Origin of the sequence: Pseudomonas fluorescens (assembly GCF_000730425.1) — a bacterium.
In the GTDB taxonomy this organism is placed as follows: Bacteria; Pseudomonadota; Gammaproteobacteria; order Pseudomonadales; family Pseudomonadaceae; genus Aquipseudomonas; species Aquipseudomonas fluorescens_X.
In genome coordinates this window covers 842,597-862,655 of sequence record NZ_CP008896.1, presented here as the reverse complement: position 1 = coordinate 862,655, position 20,059 = coordinate 842,597, and the positions used below count along the sequence as shown (strand labels likewise).

Below are 20,059 nucleotides of genomic sequence, written 5' to 3'. Positions count from 1 at the left end.
AGTAACGAAAGTTAAACCTTTCTGCTCGGGCATTTGCCGTCGTGACAACCAAGAATCAAATCGAACCCCATCCCCAGCTATCCTTGTCGGAGCAAACACAAATGAAACCAGCTACAACCAAAGCAGCCGTTAAACGCCAACCAACTTGCCAACTGTGCAAAAAGCGTTTTCGCACTAGCAGCAAAACAGCGAAATTCTGCAACACATCATGTCGCACGAGCTTCAACAACAAAGCACGCCACGTTAGACAAATCAGCAATGCCACCACTTCCCCGTTCTTCTACGAACTCGCCCGTCAGGCTATCAGAGCAGGCACACTCCAGATTTATCGTCACTTCGACCAGCAACAACTTGAAGCGCTGTACGATGTGTATGCAAGTTGTCAGCGGATGAATGGTTGGGGGTTGAGGAAAGAACATGGCGAAGCCCCATTCGAATTGTCCCATATCGCCCCTGTACGTGGTAAAGCTTCCATCGGCCTATTCAGAGCCGACAATCTAGTCATTGCGCCAATGGCGCTCAATCGTTCGCACGGTGCCAGGCATTACAGCGGCGGCGCCTCCATCCCCCGTAAAGACCTCTTGCCCCGTTTCGCAGTATCCGTGGACGCCAACGTCGCGGAAGTAGTGCAGCGCATTATAAAGCTGATCGGTGAAGACGTGGTGCAGGCTGTAGTCCAGTCACGCAAGATCAAACCAAGTAAGCGACAAGCCTTGTACTCGTGGTTAGTCGATCATCTTGACCCGGCCAATCCAGACCACACCGAACACTTGAAAACAATCGAAACGGCGTCAGCTCGTATTCTGAATGGCATTAAACGCCAGCTTGAAGGCAAAACCCCTGTAGGTGATTTCCGTGTACGACTTGGCTACGACAATGACACCAGTGTTTTACTGAGCGAGTGGGAACGTATCGGCAAGGCGTATCGCCCTGAGTTGTTGCCAGCCCTCGAACGTATCCAGCTCCTGTTCGCCAACACAAACTTTCGTTTCAACTACAACTTCGCCTTCGATGCTATCGACCTTCGATTGGTTTTCGACATGTTGCATGGACAGCCCGCCCATACAGTCACTTCGATCATCGACGCAATGTACGCCAAGGCACTGGCGAGCCGGGCCATATACCAGCCAACCGAAGCCCTTGTGTCAGTTGTCGAGCAGCCTCTACGCGCCTCCCTGAGCGTGACGGAATCGTTCCTTGAAGGTTTGGATGATTGCACACCTTACATTGCTCCAGACGCCTTGTACGTCGGCTCCGTATCAATTGTTCGCGAACTTATACCAGCTCCGTTTTAGAACAAACGGATTCACTCCGTAGAAGTGTAACGCACACGGTGCGATTCGCTTGTAGGCCATATAAACCGGGGCTTACAGCCATTTTAAGTGTGCATGGGACGTGTGCGGTGGGTGGTCATCTTACGTTCGCCATGTCACCAACGAGCGGAAGGAGAACACCAGTGAGCTGACCTCAATACATACAAAAAGAAGTATGGAAAAACCCTCGATAAACCCTGTTTTAACGGTCGGAATTGGGCCATTGAATGCAGTTATCCAAGGGCGTTCGTATAGTGCAATTCCCGGAAACACTGATTCTAGAGCCCTCTGCCTTCCAGAACACCAAGCAAAAGCCGGTTTTCTCCGCCTGCACGCAAAATCTGGACAGTTTCGACGGGTTAAGGTCGCTCCGTTTCACACAGAAGTGCGTCACCAGCGTTTCCATCACACATTCGACCTGGGCCATGTGGATTTTGCATTTGAACGCCAACCCGTTCATCAAGTGGCTGAGCTACGATCTTAGCCACCCCATCAAGGACGACCGCCATGCCAGACAACACAGATGCAAACATCGCGATAGCGGACGTGCTAACCCTCCTGCTGCACAACCAGCACGCGCTTGCAGCAGCGATTGAAGAAGTGGCGTTGTGGGCCAAAGCCAGTGGCTCAAGCGAAACCCACGAGAACGCCGTCACCGCATTGGACACTCTCGATGCAAACGCATCTGCCATCGCCGCTGGGATTTTCAAGGTCAGGATGGGTCGGTAAAACGAACGTCAAGTGGACCTGCCGGGAATAACTGGATGAATGGGCCATAAAATAGGGTTTACTCTAAACCGACCCTTGGATATTATGGACCCACGTTAAAGCGACCCACTCGGTCCGACAGGAGCAGCACAATGGCCCGCACTTTCATTTATGCCCGTGTATCGACCAGCGATCAGACTACCGACAACCAAGTCATAGAAGTGCAGCGCGCTGGTTTCGACGTGCGGGAGGATCGGGTAGTGGTTGAGACGGTATCGGGTTCGGTAAGCGCCAGCGAACGCAAAGGGTTTCAATCCCTCCTGCACAAGATGGAAGCGGGAGACGTGCTGATCGTGACTAAGCTGGATCGTCTAGGCCGCAACGCCATGGATGTACGCGCCACTGTCGAACGTCTGGAATCGATTGGTATCCGTGTTCACTGTCTCGCCCTTGGCGGTGTGGACCTGACCAGTGCAGCGGGAAAGATGACAATGCAAATCCTTGGCGCTGTCGCTGAGTTCGAACGTGACTTGCTGATCGAACGTACACAAGCAGGTTTGGCCCGTGCCCAGTCCGAAGGTAAGAAGCTGGGTCGTCCCAAGGCAACGGCCACCATCGAAGGTGTGAAAGCCTGCAAGGCCAACGGCCTGACACAAGCTCAGACAGTCCGTCACCTCTCCATCGGCCTCACTACAGTCAAGCGCTACTGGAAGGCTGCATAACTTCCACGACTCCCCATAAAGGTTTACACAACGCCCTAGAGCCTCGCCAACGCGGGGCTTTGTCGTCTCTGTGTTTGAGAACGTCAGTGTTATTTCATAATCAAGACAGCTTTTAAATGGGCCACCCGTGTCAGGCTAAGCAGGTGGGACGGATAGCCAGTTTGAATTTCCGGCTGAAAAACCAAACGACTATCGAAGTGCATTGAAAAAAATTGCGGGGACTGGATATTTTCCAGAATGAGTCTCTTCCTGCGCCAGCACATCACCACTTATTTTCTGGCTGACAGTTTCAAGCGACATCGAATGTGCATCGAAAAAAAATTCGAACGGGGCTATTTTCCTGAGAGAAGGGACATCTGGCGACACATCGCTGATGTTGGTGGATTGCACGTTGGTGGCGATGTCGTTGTGCGTGTGAATGTTCTTCTTGGCGTTCTTTTGCACCCGAAGTTTTGTCATGTCACGTACTGGACGCTCACATGCCATCCTGCCACCATATGGCCTCTTCATCACTTTCAAGGAATGTGGCTGTGTCAGCAAAAAGGACTCTCGGTATCGTGCTTGCGGTTGGCCTTGCGTACATCGTTATCAAGGGCGTAGCCAACGACACATCGCAGCCAAAAGCATCCGCATCCAACGGCGTCTATGTTGATGAAATGGCGCAGCGACAGAAAGAAGCAGAGCGGGTTGCCACACTGGAGTCCTTCACGGCATCAGACATTGCAGAAGCTTACAAACTTAATACATACGCAGCAGACCAGACTTTCAAGGGGAAGCCGTTCAAAGTGACCGGCACCGTAGCCAGCATCAACACCGATTTCCGAGGCAAGCCATACATCACCATGAAAGGTGGCGTTAACCAGTTTATGGAGCCTCAATTTGCACTGGCGGAGAGCAATCAGAAGTTCGCCGCAGCCTTGAAGCCGGGCGAGGAAATCACACTTGCGTGTACTGGCCGAGGTGATGTTGCCAAGACGCCTATGTCCAACGAGTGTACATTCGTCTGGTAGGTAAAGACGTGAACCACACGAACGCAACCGGCTGAAAGCCTTGTATTACATGGTGTTGATGGGTGCTGAGACGGTTTTCGATGTGCGCAACGGGAGCCGCTTATACGCCTTTTTAAGAGAAATACAAGCGATTTATCTTGACAAGATTCTGGCAGTCCATATAATGCTCTTCCTGCGTCAGCAGCATCACCCCAAGAGCGAAGGTCGAGCGCACATAACAAACAATATCAACGCAGATCATCGCTTCTGCTGTTGATTTTGATCTTGCCCTTCGTTGTGCACACCTAGTGTGCTAGCTAGATAGCTTCGAACATCACTTCGAACATCCAGTGTCCCAAGAGCCCGCCAATGAGCGGGTTTTTTCGTTTCTTGTAGTTGTGTCGCCGTACTGGCAGTCGATGCGGGCTATTTACGGAAGAAGTCGCCCATGTCATGGACCTTCCCGGAAAACAGCAGGTACAAACCGAAGAGATTCAACCCCACAACCAATGCGATGTAGAAGTATCCAGAGAGTTTGTCTTTCATTGTCTTGGGCGGGAGGTGCGGATTGCGGTATGGATCGTGCGACATCTGATTAGCTCAACATGGATTTCCCATAGTTTACCGATGGTCGACAGGCGTTTACAGGCTCTCTAGAATCATCCCTGTAATGCAGAATGCTGGGTGAAGATCATGTCGTAAATCAATGCCGAGTTCCATGCCACCAATTTATGGCCAGGCCCCTGGTTCAGGCCGACGAGCATGTCCACCCAGCGTTCGTATTCAGGCTTCCAGCGCCCGTCGTAATAGGTCTTGCGCTCATAATTGCGCACGCCGTCGGCGCTTAGTTGCAACTCGCGCTCATACCATTGATCGACGCTGCGATAGGGCACACCCAGGGCTTTCCAGTCTTCCAGGCCAATAGGATTGACCAGCGCCAGTTGTTCGGTTTGGGTCGGATAGAGCAGGGCGTAGCGGGTTGCCAGCATGCCACCGGTGGAGTGGCCGACAAGAGTCGCCTTCTGGACACCGAGCTTTTGCAGGAGCTGATGGGTGTTGATTGCCAACTGTTGGAAGCTGTACTGATAGTGCGCAGGCTTGGTGGAGGTGCAGAAGCCGATCTGGTCCGGGGCGATCACCCGGTAGCCGGCCTCGCTCAGGGCCTTGATTGAGGCCTCCCAGGTGGCGCCGCAGAAATTCTTGCCATGCATCAGCACCACACTGCGGCCATTGGCGGTGCCTTTGGCGGGCACGTCCATATACCCCATCTGCATGGCTTGGCCCTGGGACTGGAAGTCGAAATGTTCGACCGGATAGGGGTACTGGAAGCCTTGCAACTGCGGACCGTAGCTTGGGCTTTGGGGGGTTGCGAAGGCAGGAAGGGTACAGGTGGCCAGCAGACCGGTAAGGAGAAACGAGCGTGTCAGCGGCATGGGAAAGCTCCAGGGACGATGCTCGCGGATGCTGTGGTGGGGGGATTAAGCGGGGATTAACTTAAATTACATCCAATGCAGCGTGAGCATTGCCACCAGGGCATAACGGGCCGCCTTGGCGATGCTTACGATCAACACAAAACGCCACAACGGCTCTCTCATGACCCCGGCCACCAGGGTCAATGGGTCGCCGATGACCGGCAGCCAACTGAGCAGCAGTGACCAATGGCCCCAACGTCGATAATGGCTGCGGGACTTTTCCAACTGCACGGCGCTCACTGGAAACCAGCGGCGATCCTTGAACAGTTCGACCGAGCGGCCCAGCAGCCAGTTGACCAGCGAGCCCAGGACATTGCCCAGGGTCGCTATCCCCAGCAGTAACCACAGTGAGTAGCTGCCATTGAGCAATAACGCGACCAGCACCGCTTCCGATTGCAATGGCAACAGTGTGGCCGCGCCAAAGGCGCTGAAAAACAGCCCGGCATACCCCGCGAGCATTGATCAGTGGGCCGGGTATTGGGCTACCACCACATCTTTGCCTTCGCGGGTCAGGCCGATGACTTGATAGGCGTCGCTCATGCCATCCATTTCCATGCCTGGCGAACCCATGGGCATGCCCGGTGCGGCGATGCCCAGCAGGTCGTCACGCTTGCGCAGGGCCAACACCTGATCGGCCGGCACGTGGCCTTCAACGAATTTGCCGTCGATCACGGCGGTATGGCAGGACGCCAGGCGCGGCGCCACGCCCAGGCGTTGCTTGACTGCACTCATGTCCGCTTCCACATGATCGTTGACCTTGAACCCGTTTTGTTCGAGGTGGCTGATCCATTTTTTGCAGCAGCCGCAATTGGCATCCCGGTGCACGTCAATCGGGATCAACTCGGCCGCCTGGGCCAGGGTGCTCATGAACAGGGCAGACAGCAGGGTCAGGCGCAGGGTGGTTTTCATAGACAGGTCCCATCGGTTACGGAGTGCGCAAAGAGGGCGCATTGTCCGCGCTTTTGCGAAGCAGGTGAGGTGGTTATGTTTCGAAATTATACAGGCATGCGACAGCCATGGAGCTTAGTGTCCGTAGCTGTTAGCAAGCTGATAGAAAAATGACAAAAATGTCAGGTCAAGACGATTCCAAACGCTGTTTGAGCTGGTCCATCGCTTGATCCGACAGCTCTACCATGCGCGCTTGCAGGGTGCTGAGCTGCAACTCGGTTTCATAGCTGAGCACGCGGGTGAACAAGGTGCCGCTGCCCTGCGGCTTTAGAAAGTAGTGAATGCTGCCATCCACGGCGAGTGAAGTGAAAACCGTCTTGAACTCCCGCGGTGGCACGGCAATCTGCACCCGGTAGCTCATGGGCACACGTACCCCCAAGAGGTCGATCATCTCGGTAAAACGCTGGCCCACTGGCAGCGAGCCACTGGTGCCAGTGTCCGCGCTCAGGGAGGTGGGGTGCCATTCGTGCCAGCGGTCGGGTTGGGTCACGTAGTCGTAGACGGTGTCGATGGGGGCTTGGATGTAGCGTTCCTGGCTGATTCGCTTGGCACGGAGCGGGTGCTCAACGGCATTCATGACACACCTCCTGTGTGGCTAGGAACTGTCAGAATAGTCGCACTCCCGCACAACGCACGGGAGTCTCCAGGCTTTTTTCGATGGTTTTGCAGTCACGCTATAGCTGATAGTTCTTCAATTCCCGCGCAATCACCAACCGCTGGATCTCACTGGTCCCCTCATAGATCTGAGTGATCCGTGCATCCCGGTAGTAGCGCTCCACCGGATAGTCTTCCAGGTAGCCATAGCCGCCATGGATCTGCATGGCCGAAGAGCAGACCTTCTCGGCCATTTCCGACGCGAACAGCTTGGCCTGGGAGGCTTCGGACAGGCATGGCTTGCCGGCACTGCGCAAACGCGCGGCATGCAGGATCAGCAGGCGCGCGGCATTGAGCCGGGTCTGCATGTCGGCCAGCAGGTTGGCCACGCTCTGGTGTTCGATGATGGCCTTGTCGAACTGCACCCGGTCACGGGCATAGGCCAGTGCCGCTTCAAAGGCCGCGCGGGCAATGCCCAGGGCCTGGGCGGCGATCCCGATGCGACCGCCTTCCAGGTTGGAGAGGGCAATGGCCAGGCCCTTGCCGCGCTCGCCCAGCAGGTTGGCTTCGGGAACACTGCACTGGCTGAGGGTCACGGCGCAGGTGTCCGAGGCACGGATACCCATCTTGTGTTCCGTGCGGTCCACGGTAAAGCCAGGGGTATCGGTGGGCACCAGGAACGCCGAAATACCTTTTTTGCCCAGTTCCGGGTCGGTCACGGCAAACACGATCGCCAACTTGGCGCGCTTGCCGTTGCTGACAAACTGTTTGGCGCCGTTGATCACCCATTGGCCATCGTGCAGTTCGGCGCGGGTCCGCAGGTTGTGGGCTTCGGAGCCGGCCTGGGGTTCGGTCAGGCAGAAGCAGCCAATGGCCTGGCCGCTGGCAAGTTCGGCCAGCCAGGTCTCTTTCTGCGCAGGTGTGCCGTAGTTGAGGATTGGGCCGCAACCCACTGAATTATGGATACTCATCAGTGCGCCCACCGCACCGTCGCCCGCAGAGATTTCCTCGACAGCCAGGGCGTAGGCCACATAGTCCACATAGGTGCCGCCCCATTCTTCCGGCACCACCATGCCCAGCAGGCCCAGTTCGCCCATCTTGGCCACCAGGCCGTCGTCGATCCAGCCGGCTTTTTCCCAGGCCTGGGCATGGGGGGCGATTTCGCCACGGGCAAAGTCGCGCGCCATGTCGCGGATCATTATTTGTTCTTCAGTAAATTCAATGTCTTGCATAAGTTAGTTTCCGTTCTTCGCGAAGTCGTGGAAGAAGCTGTCGACGTGGCTCTGGTCCAATGCCGCTAACGTTGGTGGGTTCCAACGCGGGGATTTGTCCTTGTCGATCAGCAACGCACGCACGCCTTCGATCAGGTCGCCACGGGCAAACCACTGGCGGTCCAGGTGCAGTTCCAGGGCAAAGCAGTCTTCCAACACCAGGTGCCGCCCACGTCGCAGCATCTGCAGAGTGACGGCCATGGCCAATGGGGAACGTGTCTGCATCAACTGGGCGGTGGTCACGGCCCATTCATGGCTGTCGGCGACGGTCACTTGCTGCAGTTGTTCGACAATGCTCGGCACGTCGGGCTGGGCAAAGAAGTGGTCGATGGCCGGGCGCAGGGCCGCCAAGGGCGCATCCGGCAATTGTTGTACCGCAAGCTTGGCCAGCAGGCCTTGCAAATCCTTGAGCGGTGAGTCGTGCCATTGCAGGTGGTCGAGCTTCTGGTCCAGTTCCGTCAGCCTGGCGCTGTCCAGGTACCAGTCGGCGAGCCCGCAATACAAGGCGTCGGCGGCGCGGATCTGCACGCCGGTCACGCCCAGGTAAATCCCCAGCTCGCCGGGAATGCGCGGCAGGAAATAGCTGCCGCCCACGTCCGGGAAATAACCGATGGCCACTTCCGGCATGGCCAGGCGGCTGCGCTCGGTCACCACCCGCAGGTCGGCACCCTGTACCAGGCCCATGCCTCCGCCCAGGACAAAACCATCCATCAGGGCAAGGACCGGCTTGCGATAGTGATGAACGGCCAGGTCGAGGGCGTATTCTTCGACAAAGAAGTCTTCATGCAGTGTGTCGCCGCGCTTGAAGCTGTCGTACAGCGAGCGGATATCGCCACCGGCGCAGAAGGCCTTTTCGCCGGCGCCACGCAATACCACGGCGTGCACCTGGGCATCATCTGCCCAGGCATGCAGATGCGCCGAGAGGCTGCGGACCATGTCCAGGGTGATGGCGTTGAGGCCGGCGGGGCGGTTGAGGGTCAGGTGGCCGATATGGTTGCGTACTTCGGCCAGGACGCTGTCCTGGGAGGACTCGGTGCTGCATGTCGCCTGGGACTGAGCCTGAGCAGTCATCTGTAACTCCCTGCTTTTATTGTTCTTTATCAAAGTGTTCGCGGACGAACCATCTCCGGATCGTACCAGTGCAAATTTGCCCAGTACAAGCCGGAATCCTGCAGGTCATCTTTGCATTTATGCAGGGAGTATTCGATAAGAAACCAGGGCAGGCGTGTCTAGACGCGGCTGGCCAGCACCTGGCCAATGCTGCGGCGGCGGGCATGGTCTTCAGCGATATGGATCAGTTCTTCCAGTTCGCTGGGGGTGACGTCGAAAAACTGCTCCATGTGTGCCAATGCTTGTTCCAAGTCTTTGGCCGTGATTTTTGCATCCACCTCTGGCGACAGGACCGGCACCGCGACCGGTATTTCGGCGGGACCCTTGGGGTAACGGGTACGGGTCAGGTTGTTGTAGGCCAGGGCCGAGAGCAATAAGGTGCCGGCGCCCAGCATCACTGGCCCGACTTCCTGCCAGCCCAGGGCGATGGTGGCCGGGTCTGCGAGGACCAGAGTCATGGCCAGGCCTCCCGAAGGCGGATGCAGGCAACGCAGCCAGCACATCAGGATCAACGCCATGCCCGCCGCGAGGCAGGCGCTGCCCAGGGTCCGCCCCAATACCCTGGCGACCAGCAAGGCCACCACACTGGCGCACAGGTAGCTGCCGATGATCGACCACGGCTGGGCGAGCGCCCCGGATGACACCGCAAACAACAGCACGGCCGAGGCGCCCAGCGGGCCCAGCAGGTGCATGGCCACCTGCGGGCCATACACCTGGGCGCAAAGCCATACGGTAAACAGGGTGCCCAGGGCGATGCCGATGGCGGCACGACTCCATTCGGCGGGGCGGGTATTGATGGCAACGGGTAACCAGCGAGCGAGCATTGCGGGGCAGTCCAATCTTGAAAGGCGATCTGAAACAATACCGATCAGCGCCTACATTATTGGATTTGTGGGTCGCCGATGGGCATCAGGCAAAAAGAAGGGCTTTGCGGTTTCCCGAAAAGCCCTTCAAAAGTTCCAGTATTTGGGGGAGGAACCCGCGCAGTGTGCCGATCTGACAAAACCGCCGCCAATGCATATTAATGCAGGTTAAGTGCAGTAATTTTGCATCAATACGGTTCACCCCTTGGGCTGACCTTACCCAGGACACGGTCGTGGTTCTCGGCATTGATCAGCGACTTCTGCACGCTTTCCCGTAGCCGCGGGTCGCTGGCCAAGGGGCCTTTGAGCGCGACAAGGGCGTCGCGTAACTCCATCAGCCGATCGAGGGGAAGTACCGGGATATAGCCGACGTGTACCGGCTCGATGGCAGCAATAGGCAATGACTCGTCAGGCACGGCAGTGGTCCTCTGAGGCGTTTTTGAACGCTGAGCGGTAACTATGTAACGCAGATGTAAAACGAGTTTACCGTTGGGGTCATAGGGTCGGTAGAGGCGCCGCTACCGGCATTTACGGATACAAACGTAGGAGCTTTCTCGATGCTTCGCATTCAGGGAGCAATCCGGTTCAGATACAGCAGCACATAGGTGTTTTTGTCGAACTGCCCAGTGAGTGTCGGCGTCAATGCGCGCCAGCGGGGCTCCTCGAGGCGCAGGTAGTCGGCCTTGTCCATCACCAGCCATGCCGGCGTCGGCAGCGCCGCCAGGTCGGCAGGTGTCTGGGTGAACAGCGGCACCCGGTCACATTCCACATTGACCATGAACTTGATGGCCTTGGCGTCCTTGCCCAGGCCATGCAATACCAGCGGCGCCGGGTGTTGCTGGATCAGCCCATGGACCTCGCGTGCAAAGGTACGGGTGTCATACAGCTGGCGTTCCAGGGGTTCGACCACCAGGATATAGGTACTCCACACCGCCAGCACCGCGCAAAACGCCGGCCCGACAGGGCGCCAGCGCCACTTGAGAAGCAGCCCGGCGACAAGAACCTGCAAGCCGATCAACAGGCCCATCGCCCCCTGGAAATGCTCCAACTGCGCACCAAAGCGATGCCGCGCCACCAGCAGCACGCCGATCAGCAACCCCGGGGCCAGCGCCCAGAATCCCAGCATCAAGCCTCGCAGCGCCTTGAACAGGCGCCCATCAGCCCTATGGAACGGGTACGCGGCGATGATCGCTACCATGGGCATCATCGGCAACACATAGCGCGCTTTCTTCGCCTCGGGGATCGACAGGCCGAGCATCACGATCAAGCTGGCGGCGATACAACCGAGCAACAGCTGCCAGCCGCTGTCGGCACTGCGCCGACCACTGAGCAGCACCGCCAGCAGGGCCAACAGGGCCAGCGGGTATGCCAGGGCGTAGTTGCCCAGGGAGCTGGTGAAGTAATACAGCACACTGCTGGACCCTTCGCGTCCATCCATGCGCCCGAGGAACTGCATGCGGATCACGTCCTGCATAAAGGTCTCGCCGCCACTGAGTTTGGCCAGTAACAGCAGCAGGCCCACGCACGCCAACAGCAGCGCCAGGGCCAGCAGGCCGAAGCTGAACAACGAGCGCCACTGGCGATTGAGCAGGTAATAGCTGCACAACACTCCGGTGGGGATCACCAGGCCGATGGGCCCGCGAATCGCAAAGCCAAGCAATACCAGGAGCAACAGCCAGGGCAAGCGCCGCGGGCTGGCGAAATGATCGTGGGCATAGCCCAGGTAAAAGACGGCCATTGTCACCGCCGCCAGCATCTGGTCCAGGGATACCGAGCGGGTTTCACTGATAAACGTGCTGCTGAGCAGCAGCAACGCGATGCTCAGCAATGCCCAACGCTGGGAGTAGGGCGCAGTCAGGCGGTAGATCAGTGTGACAATGAGCGCCGAAGCGATGGCCGTCGGCAACCAGGCGCTGAGACTGGTGACGCGCCCCAGGGGCAGCGACACCAGCCAGGTCAGCAGGGTCGAGGTCGACAGGTAATCGGCATACGGCTGGCCATAGGTGGTGGGGAAAAAACCTGGCCCATGGCGCAGCATTTCTTGGGCGAACAGCACAAAGCGCGAATCGAAACCGATAATCGCCTGGTCCCAGTTGCCCGCGATGAACAGCAGCAGTGCCAGTAGCCCGATCCCCCAGGACTGGCGGCGCAGGGCCGGGTCGAGCCTCTTGTCCACGCCTCAGGCCTCCAGCAACCGTGGCAGCCATTGTTGCTGGGGTATCGGCAAGTCACAGGACTGCCCACGGCCAATGGGGAAGTAGTCGAAGCCCTTGCGCGCCAGGCGTTCGGCGTCATACAGGTTGCGCCCGTCAAAGATCACCGGGGCCTTGAGACGTGCGTGCAGCAGGTCGAAGTCCGGGGCCTTGAATTGCTGCCACTCGGTGCAGACGATCAAGGCATCGGCGCCGCCCAGGGTCGATTCCGGGGTACCCATCAGCATCAGGCGAGGATCATCGCCATAGAGCTTCTGGGTTTCCTGCATGGCCTCGGGGTCGAAGGCGCGCACATTGGCCCCGGCAGCCCATAGCGACTCCATCAGCACCCGGCTGGGGGCATCGCGCATGTCGTCGGTGTTGGGCTTGAACGCCAGGCCCCACAAGGCGAAGGTCTTGCCGCGCAGTTCACCTTTGTAGAACGCCCGGATCCGCTCGAACAGCTTGCTTTTCTGCCGCTGGTTGATGGCCTCTACCGCTTCGAGCAAGTCACTGGAGCAATTGGCTTGGCGGGCACTGTGGATCAGGGCGCGCATGTCCTTGGGGAAACACGAGCCGCCATAGCCGCAGCCCGGGTAGATGAAGTGGTAGCCGATCCGCGAGTCGGCACCGATACCCAGGCGCACTGACTCGATATCGGCTCCCAGGTGTTCGGCCAGCTCGGCGATCTGGTTGATAAAGCTGATCTTGGTGGCCAGCATGCAGTTGGCGGCGTACTTGGTCAGCTCGGCGCTGCGCACATCCATAAAGATGATGCGGTCGTGATTGCGGTTGAACGGCGCGTACAGGTCACGCATCACATCGCGCACTTCTTCGCGTTCGCAGCCGATGATGATGCGGTCGGGGCGCCGGCAGTCGGCCACGGCCGAGCCTTCCTTGAGAAATTCCGGGTTGGAGACGATATCAAACACCAGGCTGCGCCCGGCCAGGGCCTTGTCGATATGCGCGCGCAGGGTGTCGCCGGTGCCCACCGGGACCGTGGACTTCTCGACGAGGATCACCGGCTCGACACGATGACGGGCCACCGCATCGCCCACCGACAACACATATTTCAAGTCCGCCGAACCATCCTCGTCCGAGGGCGTACCGACTGCGATAAACAGCACTTCGCCATGTTCGACCGCGAGTTTTTCCTGGCTGGTAAACGTCAGCCGGCCGTTTTCCAGGTTTTCCCGGACCAGGCTCGCCAGCCCCGGTTCGAAAATACTCACATGGCCCTGTTGCAACAGGCGCACCTTGTTTTCATCAACGTCCATGCAGATGACATCGTGACCGACCTCGGCCAGTACAGTGGCCTGTACCAGGCCAACGTAACCACTACCAAATACGCTGATTTTCATGGGGCATTCCTGGGGCTTGTGTTGCCGATACGACGGGAGTTGATTGTCAGGACGCCGAGAATGACCAGTGCCACCCCCAGCGTGCGTGACAGGGAAAAGGGTTCGTTGAAGCCCGGCAGGCTGGCTGCCAGCAGGTACACCAGGACGTAGCTGATACTCAGCAACGAATAGGCGCGGCCCAAGGGCAGATGCTGCAGCGCACCGAGCCAGCAGAGCATTGACAGGGCGTAGGCGAGAATCGCCAGGGCGACCACGCCCAATGCCAGCGGGTCCACCGTGGCGCTGCCCAATGCAGTGAGCCACTCGGCGGGCAAGGGCAGGCGCGTCATGCTCCAGCGCATGCCCAACTGGGCCGCGCTGACCAGCGCCACGCTGGATAACGCCAAGGTAAAACCGCGCAACCGGCTCATACCTGGCCGCCCAGCAGCAACACGCCGGCCATCACCAGGGCCACGCCAGTCCAGTGGCGGCGGTCCACCGGCTCACGGAACACGAAGCGCGCCACCAGGGTGATCAAGACAAAATTCAGGCTGAGCATCGGGTAGGCAACCCCGACTTCCAGGCGTTGCAGCACCAGCAGCCATACCAGCAGGCCCAGGCCCAGGCACAACAGGGCCAGCCACAGCCAGGGCGAGCGCAGTTTCAAGCCCCAGCCCGCAGGCTGGTCACGCCAGCCTTCGACGGCATACTTTTGCGCGATCTGGCCCATGCAGGTCAGCAGGCTCGCAGCAAGGAGCAGCAGCAAAGTGATCAAGGCGCCACCTGTGGAAACACCAGGATCACCATGTTGCCTTGCTCGTAGCGCTTGCCGTCTTTGGGCAGCAACTCGACTTCGCGCACTTCACTCTCGCCCTTGACGCGCATCACCACGCCCACCGAACCCTGTTGCCGAGCCTCGGTCATCCATTGCTGGACTTGGGTGGTGTCGACCCGGCGCGCAGCGCTGTCGGGGTAGGCCAGGCCGTATTTGACCTCACCCAGGGCGTCGTACAACGTCACGTCCGGGCGCTTGAGCCGCCATGCCAGGGCCGATGCCGCGCCCAGGTCGTTACTCAGCAAGCGGTCGGTGCCGGCCAGTTCTTCGACGTGGTCGATAATGAACTGGTCCGGGGTCTTGTTATAAACCACCGAGTGCGGCAACGCTGCCGGCACCAGGGCCACCAGCAACCAACTGCCCAGTGCCGGCGCTGCCCACAGGCGCAGCGGGCGCGCTGCCTGCAACAGGTTAACGATGATCCAGCCCAGCAGCACGATGAACACCAACACCAGGCTCGACAGCTCCTGCTGGGGGGCATAGATCGGCTTCTTCAACTGGAAATACACGATTGCCAGCAGGCCCAGCACCCCGAGGATCAGGTTGAGCCCGCCATTGATGCGCAACACCCGGCCACGGGCCTGGGCCAGTTTGTCCGCCAGGGTATTGCCCATCAGCAACGCCAGGGGCAATAGACACGGCAGGATATAGGCCGGCAACTTGCCCTTGCTCAGGCTGAAAAACGCCAGGGGCATCAGCAGCCAGAGCAGCAGGAAACCGGTCTTGTAGGTGCGTTTTTCCTGCCACGCCTGTTTCAAGGTGGAGGGCAACAAGGCCAGCCACGGCAGGCTGAACGCAGCCAGCAACGGCAGGTAGTACCACCAGGCCTCTGTGTGCTGGGCATCTTCACCGGCAAAACGCTGGATGTGTTCGTGCCAGAAAAAGAAGTCCCAGTAGTCAGGCTCCTGGGCATGCACCATCAGCGCCCAGGGCAGGCTGACCACAATCGCCACCGCCACCGCGACCAGCCCGTAGGCCAGCAGCTCACGAAAGCGCTTTTGCCAGACCATGTAGGGCAGGGCGACCAATACCGGCAGCAGCCATGCCAGGAACCCCTTGGTCATGAAACCCATGGCGCAGGCAAACCCCAGCAGCGCCCAGGCCCCCAGCCGGGCGCGCCGGCTGTGGCTGTCGATACACAGCCACAGGGCTACGCCGCTGAGGTTGACCCAGAAGCTGAACTGCGGGTCGAGGTTGGCGTAGCCACCGGACATCGCCACGCTGACAAAACTCATGTACAGCACGGTGCTGGCCAGGCTCTTGCGCGGATCATTCCACAGGCGCCGGGCCATGAAGTACACCAGCAGGATGCTCAAACCCGTGGCCAGCGCCGACGCCGCGCGCACGCCAAACAGGTTCTGGCCGAACACGGCCTGGCCCAGGGCGATCATCCAGTAGCCGGCCGCCGGTTTTTCAAAATAACGGATGCCCATGAAGTGTGGCGACGCCCATTTGCCGGTCAGCAGCATTTCCTGGCTGATCTGTGCGTAGCGGGTTTCGTCCGGGATCCACAGGCCATGGGTCACCATCGGCAGCAGGTAACACAGGCCGAAGGCCAATAGGAGCAGGGGCAGGGCCCAACGTCGGATCATGCCTGTTGTACTCCCAGCCAGCCTTCGCGGCCACTGAGTACGCCGCGTGTCAGATGCGCCTGGGGCAAGCTTGCCGGGTCGGCCGGCAACAGATTGCCCAAGGGCTGGAATTGGATGCCGCGCTGCCCTGCCTGGGCGAGCAACTGGCGAAATTCATTAGCCATCAGAATCCCTTCTACTTCTGCGTGGATCGTATAGACGTTGAGTGTCGATTCGGTGAACCGATCAAGAATGAAGCCATTGAAGTCCTTGGCCGCCACCTGTGGCCCGACCACTTCGTCGAAGGTCGGCAGGTCCACCGGGATCTGCGGCGTGCCGGCGCTGCCATCGGCGAGGATCGGACGGAACACGGCGGTGCCGCGACAATCGCTGTTGTAGCGCAGGCCAAACCCTTGCTTGGCCTGCACCACACGCTCATCGGCACGCCAGCCGGCGGCGGCAGAGCATTGCACCGGTGCGCCGAGGATATCGCCCAGGGTGTCGAGCCCACGGCGTACCTGCTCCACCAATTGCGCATCGCTCCAGCGCCCGGCGTTGGCCTGCCAGCCATGGTGATCCCAGGCATGCAGGCCCACTTCATGCCCGGCGGCCTTGGCTTGGCGCATCAAATGCCCCAAGTCGCGGCCAATGGGCTTGCCCGGCCAGGCAGTGCCGGCCAGCAGGATGTCCCAGCCGTACAGCCCGGCTGCGTTGGAACGCAGCATCTTCCACAGAAACTGCGGGCGGATCAGGCGCCACAAATGCCGGCCCATATTGTCCGGGCCGACACTGAAAAAAAACGTCGCCTTGATCCCTGCCTCATCCAGCAACTCCAGCAACCGTGGCACCCCATCACGGGTGCCACGGTAGGTGTCGACGTCGATGCGCAGACCTGCCTTCATTATTTGCCTGCTTCGCTGGACTGGGCGATTTCCAGCATCGCTTCACGCAGGAAGAAGTCCAGGGTGTTGCCGATGGTTTCGCTCATTTCCACGCTCGGCTCCCAGTTCAGCAGGCGCTTGGCGTTGGCAATGCTGGGCTTGCGATGCGCCACGTCCTGATAGCCCGCGCCGTAGAACGCCTTGCTTTCCACCTCGCGAAAACCCGCGAACGGTGGGAAGTTGCCACGCAGCGGGTGGGCCTCGAACTGACGCAGCAGCTCTTCGCCCAACTGGCGGATGCTGGCTTCGTTGTCCGGGTTGCCGATGTTGATGATCTGGCCATTGCACGCGTCGTTATCGTTGTCGATGATCCGCGCCAGGGCCTCGATGCCATCGGCAATGTCGGTGAAGCAGCGTTTCTGTTCGCCACCGTCAAACAGGCGGATTGGCGTGCCTTCCACCAGGTTGAGAATCAATTGGGTGATAGCGGGAGCTGCCGATACGTGCCGAGTCCAGGCGGTCCAGGCGCGGCCCCATCCAGTTGAACGGGCGGAACAGCGTGAAATTCAGGCCTTTGGCGCCATAGGCCCAGATCACCCGGTCCAGCAGTTGTTTGGAAACGGAGTAGATCCAGCGCTGCTTGTTGATCGGCCCGACCACCAGGTTGGAGGTGTCTTCGTCGAAGTTCTGGTCCTGGCACATGCCATAGACTTCGGAGGTCGACGGGAAAATCACGCGTTTGTTGTACTTGACGCAGTAGCGCACCAGCTTGAGGTTTTCCTCGAAGTCCAGCTCGAACACGCGCAAGGGGTTGCGGGTGTATTCGATCGGCGTGGCGATGGCCACCAGCGGCAGGACGACATCGCATTTCTTGATGTGGTACTCGATCCACTCGGAGTGAATGCTGATATCGCCTTCCACATAGTGGAAGTTGGGGTGGCTGCGCAGGCGCTCGATAGCATCGCAGCCAATGTCCAGGCCATAGACCTCGTAGCGATCATCACGCAACAGGCGCTCGGACAGGTGGTTGCCGATAAAACCGTTGACCCCCAGGATCAGCACGCGGGTGCGCCGTGGTTTGCCGCCCGACTCGGCGCCGCGCAGGATGGAACCGTCCACCAGGCCCAGCTCGTCGGCCAGGGCCGGGCCGGTCAGGTACAGGCCATTGTCATTGCGCTGGCCAAAGTTGACGACCAGGGAGTCTTCACCGCAGGCAATGCGCAGCGGGTTGACACTGATCACCCGGCCCGGCGCCTGGCCTTCGTTGCCCTTGGCCACTTCGGCTTGCCACACGATCAGCTTGTGCTCGCCCACCGCGCAGAAGGCGCCGGGGTACGGCTGGGTCACGGCACGTACCAGGTTGAACAGCTCTTCTGCGGGCCTGCTCCAGACGAGCTTGCCGTCCGCTGCGGTGCGGCGGCCAAAGCAGGTGGCCTGGCTTTCGTCCTGGGCGGTCTCGCTCAATTTGCCTTGGGCCAGCTGTGGCAGCGCATCGCGCAACAACTGGGTGGCCGCCTCGCGCAACTTGGCGTGGAGCGTCAGGCCGGTGTCGCTGCGCTCGATCATGACTTTTTGTTGGGCGAGAATCGCGCCGGCGTCGGCACGCTTGACCATACGGTGCAGGGTTACGCCGGTTTCGGTTTCACCCTTGACCAGCACCCAGTTGGCCGGCGCGCGGCCACGGTATTTAGGCAGCAGCGAACCGTGCAAGTTGAACGCGCCCTGGCGCGCAGTGGCCAACAGCGCTTCGCCCAGCAGGTTGCGGTAGTAGAACGAGAAGATGAAGTCCGGGTTCAGCTTGGCCACACGCTCGACCCACAGCGGGTGGTTGGCATCCTCCGGCGCGTGGACCGGGATGCCGTGGCGTGCACACAGTTGGGCGACCGAGCCGTAGAAGGTGTTTTCCTTGGGATCATCGGCATGGGTGAACACGGCAGCAATCTGGTAGCCCGCGGCGAGCAGGGCTTCGATGCCTGCACAGCCAATGTCGTGGTACGCGAAGACAACAGCTTTTGAACTCATGACGAAACCTGACTGGAAGAGGAAGTGGAAGACTGGGAGGAGGGCAGGCCATCGACGATGACCACCGGTGCCGGTGCGGTCGGCTGGTTGCGCAGCACCTTTTCAATAAAGAACCGTGGACGGGCACGCACATCGCTGTACATGCGCCCCAGGTATTCACCCAGCAGGCCCATGCCGATGAACTGGCCGCCGGTAAACACAAACAACACGGCGAACAGCACGAACAGGCCATCGCCGGCCCAATCGGCACCGAAGGCCAGGCGCATGACGATCAGGGCAAACGCAAACAGCATGCCCAGGGCCGCGAGGCTGAAGCCGACGATGGACAGCAGGCGCAGGGGCGTGGTGGTCATGCAGGTCAGCAGGTCGAACATCAGGCTGATCAGGCGCATGGCGCTGTACTTGGATTCACCGTGTTCGCGCTCGGCGTGGTGTACCGGGATTTCCGTGGTATGACGGGCAAAGCCGTTGGCCAGGATCGGGATAAAAGTGCTGCGCTCACGGCAGGCGAGCATGGCGTCGACGATGGTCCGCCGGTAGGCCCGCAGCATGCAGCCGTAGTCGCTCATGGCCACGCCGGTAGAGCGCTGCACAGCCAGGTTGATCAGGCGCGACGGCCAGCGGCGAAAGGCCGAGTCCTGGCGGTTGCTGCGCACGGTGGCGACCACGTCGTAGCCCAGGGCCGCTTGCTCCACCAGGCGCGGGATCTCCTCCGGCGGGTTTTGCAGGTCGGCATCGAGGGTAATCACCACCTGGCCCCGACATTGTTCAAACCCGGCCATGATTGCCGCGTGCTGGCCGTAGTTGCGGTTGAGGATCACGGCCACCACATGGCTGCCGGGCTCGGCTGCCGCGTCTTCCAGCAATTGGGCGGAACTGTCGCGGCTGCCGTCGTCCACCAGAATGATTTCGTATTCATAGGCCAACTGCTTGCACGCAGCACGGGTACGGCGCAGCAATTCGGGCAGGCTTTGTTCTTCGTTGTAGACCGGGATAACAACCGACACGCAATGAATAGGGTAGGGTTTCAAAGATTTTTGACCTCGGGTTAGAGCAACTTTGAGCGTAGAGATGACAACAAACAGCGGATAGAAGTGCAGGCAGATCGATAAAAAAGAGCCGTTTGCAATGCCATCCTGAGTAAAGCCCATAACGGCCAAAGGTAAAGCGTTATCAAGGGGTTAGTCAGAAAAATACGGCTTGCCCCAAGTAGTGCGGCCAAGATTAA

The 20,059-nt window shown here is 59.4% G+C and carries 19 protein-coding genes and 2 pseudogenes; 4 read left to right on the top strand and 17 right to left on the bottom strand.

Annotated features, from left to right (window positions below):
* Positions 1–101 precede the first annotated feature (101 nt).
* From HZ99_RS03595 to HZ99_RS03585, 3 genes are all read left to right on the top strand, one after another.
* Positions 102–1,295, top strand: coding sequence for a hypothetical protein (locus tag HZ99_RS03595; RefSeq protein ID WP_235205561.1), 1,194 nt, complete (start codon positions 102–104; stop codon positions 1,293–1,295).
* 525 nt (positions 1,296–1,820) lie between these two features.
* Positions 1,821–2,042 carry a hypothetical protein gene (locus HZ99_RS03590; RefSeq protein ID WP_038441376.1) on the top strand — a complete coding sequence of 74 codons (222 nt, stop codon included), beginning with the start codon at positions 1,821–1,823 and terminating at the stop codon, positions 2,040–2,042.
* A gap of 131 nt (positions 2,043–2,173) precedes the next feature.
* On the top strand, positions 2,174–2,743 hold the full coding sequence (locus tag HZ99_RS03585) for a recombinase family protein (protein ID WP_038441375.1): 570 nt from the start codon (positions 2,174–2,176) through the stop codon (positions 2,741–2,743).
* Between the two features lie 189 nt (positions 2,744–2,932).
* Here the strand turns inward: HZ99_RS03585 and HZ99_RS03580 are convergent, their stop codons facing one another.
* The gene (locus tag HZ99_RS03580; RefSeq protein WP_144243148.1) at positions 2,933–3,229 is read right to left on the bottom strand and encodes a hypothetical protein; all 297 of its coding nucleotides are present in this window, start codon (positions 3,227–3,229) and stop codon (positions 2,933–2,935) included.
* Between HZ99_RS03580 and HZ99_RS03575 the strand changes: the two genes are divergently transcribed.
* Entirely contained in the window at positions 3,223–3,753 is a 531-nt protein-coding gene (locus tag HZ99_RS03575) for an OB-fold protein (protein ID WP_200876629.1), read from the top strand. The genes HZ99_RS03580 and HZ99_RS03575 overlap by 7 nt on opposite strands.
* A gap of 659 nt (positions 3,754–4,412) precedes the next feature.
* On the opposite strand, the pseudogene HZ99_RS03570 reads toward HZ99_RS03575, so the two are convergent.
* The 16 genes and pseudogenes from HZ99_RS03570 to arnC form a co-directional block, all read right to left on the bottom strand.
* Positions 4,413–5,165 (bottom strand): annotated as a pseudogene (locus tag HZ99_RS03570) (alpha/beta fold hydrolase); the annotation flags it as partial.
* A 66-nt stretch (positions 5,166–5,231) separates the two neighbouring features.
* Positions 5,232–5,663 carry a YqaA family protein gene (locus HZ99_RS03565; RefSeq protein WP_038441371.1) on the bottom strand — a complete coding sequence of 144 codons (432 nt, stop codon included), beginning with the start codon at positions 5,661–5,663 and terminating at the stop codon, positions 5,232–5,234.
* Between the two features lie 3 nt (positions 5,664–5,666).
* Positions 5,667–6,113 carry a DUF411 domain-containing protein gene (locus HZ99_RS03560; protein WP_038441370.1) on the bottom strand — a complete coding sequence of 149 codons (447 nt, stop codon included), beginning with the start codon at positions 6,111–6,113 and terminating at the stop codon, positions 5,667–5,669.
* Between the two features lie 166 nt (positions 6,114–6,279).
* Positions 6,280–6,729, bottom strand: coding sequence for an SRPBCC family protein (locus HZ99_RS03555; protein ID WP_038441368.1), 450 nt, complete (start codon positions 6,727–6,729; stop codon positions 6,280–6,282).
* Between the two features lie 97 nt (positions 6,730–6,826).
* Entirely contained in the window at positions 6,827–7,978 is a 1,152-nt protein-coding gene (locus HZ99_RS03550; RefSeq protein WP_038441366.1) for an acyl-CoA dehydrogenase family protein, read from the bottom strand.
* Between the two features lie 3 nt (positions 7,979–7,981).
* A complete protein-coding gene (locus HZ99_RS03545; RefSeq protein ID WP_038441364.1) occupies positions 7,982–9,088 on the bottom strand; it encodes an enoyl-CoA hydratase/isomerase family protein in 1,107 nt (368 codons plus the stop codon).
* A gap of 158 nt (positions 9,089–9,246) precedes the next feature.
* Positions 9,247–9,951: an HPP family protein gene (locus tag HZ99_RS03540; protein WP_038441363.1), complete on the bottom strand. Its 705-nt coding sequence runs from the start codon at positions 9,949–9,951 to the stop codon at positions 9,247–9,249.
* A gap of 227 nt (positions 9,952–10,178) precedes the next feature.
* Positions 10,179–10,352 carry a type VI secretion system contractile sheath small subunit gene (locus HZ99_RS28960; protein WP_258869459.1) on the bottom strand — a complete coding sequence of 58 codons (174 nt, stop codon included), beginning with the start codon at positions 10,350–10,352 and terminating at the stop codon, positions 10,179–10,181.
* A 206-nt stretch (positions 10,353–10,558) separates the two neighbouring features.
* Positions 10,559–12,166: an ArnT family glycosyltransferase gene (locus HZ99_RS03530; protein WP_038441361.1), complete on the bottom strand. Its 1,608-nt coding sequence runs from the start codon at positions 12,164–12,166 to the stop codon at positions 10,559–10,561.
* 3 nt (positions 12,167–12,169) lie between these two features.
* Entirely contained in the window at positions 12,170–13,543 is a 1,374-nt protein-coding gene (locus HZ99_RS03525) for a UDP-glucose dehydrogenase family protein (protein ID WP_038441360.1), read from the bottom strand.
* The gene (gene arnF / locus HZ99_RS03520) at positions 13,540–13,953 is read right to left on the bottom strand and encodes a 4-amino-4-deoxy-L-arabinose-phosphoundecaprenol flippase subunit ArnF (protein WP_038441359.1); all 414 of its coding nucleotides are present in this window, start codon (positions 13,951–13,953) and stop codon (positions 13,540–13,542) included. Before arnF ends, HZ99_RS03525 begins: the two co-directional genes overlap by 4 nt.
* Positions 13,950–14,297, bottom strand: a complete 348-nt coding sequence (arnE, locus tag HZ99_RS03515; RefSeq protein ID WP_038441358.1) for a 4-amino-4-deoxy-L-arabinose-phosphoundecaprenol flippase subunit ArnE — start codon at positions 14,295–14,297, stop codon at positions 13,950–13,952. The genes arnF and arnE overlap by 4 nt, the downstream gene beginning before the upstream one ends.
* On the bottom strand, positions 14,294–15,949 hold the full coding sequence (gene arnT / locus HZ99_RS03510; RefSeq protein ID WP_038441357.1) for a lipid IV(A) 4-amino-4-deoxy-L-arabinosyltransferase: 1,656 nt from the start codon (positions 15,947–15,949) through the stop codon (positions 14,294–14,296). The genes arnE and arnT overlap by 4 nt, the downstream gene beginning before the upstream one ends.
* Positions 15,946–16,833: a 4-deoxy-4-formamido-L-arabinose-phosphoundecaprenol deformylase gene (gene arnD, locus HZ99_RS03505; protein ID WP_404942449.1), complete on the bottom strand. Its 888-nt coding sequence runs from the start codon at positions 16,831–16,833 to the stop codon at positions 15,946–15,948. Before arnD ends, arnT begins: the two co-directional genes overlap by 4 nt.
* Positions 16,830–18,831, bottom strand: a pseudogene (arnA, locus tag HZ99_RS03500) (bifunctional UDP-4-amino-4-deoxy-L-arabinose formyltransferase/UDP-glucuronic acid oxidase ArnA). Before arnA ends, arnD begins: the two are co-directional and overlap by 4 nt.
* Positions 18,828–19,862, bottom strand: a complete 1,035-nt coding sequence (gene arnC / locus HZ99_RS03495; protein WP_038441353.1) for an undecaprenyl-phosphate 4-deoxy-4-formamido-L-arabinose transferase — start codon at positions 19,860–19,862, stop codon at positions 18,828–18,830. Before arnC ends, arnA begins: the two are co-directional and overlap by 4 nt.
* Between the last annotated feature and the right edge of the window lie 197 nt (positions 19,863–20,059).

What these genes read in the sequence shown, in the direction of transcription:
- HZ99_RS03580 (WP_144243148.1), bottom strand. Translation starts at nt 3,229, where the DNA reads ATGGCATGTGAGCGTCCAGTACGTGACATGACAAAACTTCGGGTGCAA.
- HZ99_RS03590 (WP_038441376.1), top strand. Translation starts at nt 1,821, where the DNA reads ATGCCAGACAACACAGATGCAAACATCGCGATAGCGGACGTGCTAACC.
- HZ99_RS03550 (WP_038441366.1), bottom strand. Translation starts at nt 7,978, where the DNA reads ATGCAAGACATTGAATTTACTGAAGAACAAATAATGATCCGCGACATG.
- HZ99_RS03585 (WP_038441375.1), top strand. Translation starts at nt 2,174, where the DNA reads ATGGCCCGCACTTTCATTTATGCCCGTGTATCGACCAGCGATCAGACT.
- arnF (WP_038441359.1), bottom strand. Translation starts at nt 13,953, where the DNA reads ATGAGCCGGTTGCGCGGTTTTACCTTGGCGTTATCCAGCGTGGCGCTG.
- HZ99_RS03565 (WP_038441371.1), bottom strand. Translation starts at nt 5,663, where the DNA reads ATGCTCGCGGGGTATGCCGGGCTGTTTTTCAGCGCCTTTGGCGCGGCC.
- HZ99_RS03555 (WP_038441368.1), bottom strand. Translation starts at nt 6,729, where the DNA reads ATGAATGCCGTTGAGCACCCGCTCCGTGCCAAGCGAATCAGCCAGGAA.
- HZ99_RS03545 (WP_038441364.1), bottom strand. Translation starts at nt 9,088, where the DNA reads ATGACTGCTCAGGCTCAGTCCCAGGCGACATGCAGCACCGAGTCCTCC.
- HZ99_RS03575 (WP_200876629.1), top strand. Translation starts at nt 3,223, where the DNA reads ATGCCATCCTGCCACCATATGGCCTCTTCATCACTTTCAAGGAATGTG.
- HZ99_RS03540 (WP_038441363.1), bottom strand. Translation starts at nt 9,951, where the DNA reads ATGCTCGCTCGCTGGTTACCCGTTGCCATCAATACCCGCCCCGCCGAA.
- HZ99_RS03560 (WP_038441370.1), bottom strand. Translation starts at nt 6,113, where the DNA reads ATGAAAACCACCCTGCGCCTGACCCTGCTGTCTGCCCTGTTCATGAGC.
- HZ99_RS03525 (WP_038441360.1), bottom strand. Translation starts at nt 13,543, where the DNA reads ATGAAAATCAGCGTATTTGGTAGTGGTTACGTTGGCCTGGTACAGGCC.
- HZ99_RS03595 (WP_235205561.1), top strand. Translation starts at nt 102, where the DNA reads ATGAAACCAGCTACAACCAAAGCAGCCGTTAAACGCCAACCAACTTGC.
- arnT (WP_038441357.1), bottom strand. Translation starts at nt 15,949, where the DNA reads ATGATCCGACGTTGGGCCCTGCCCCTGCTCCTATTGGCCTTCGGCCTG.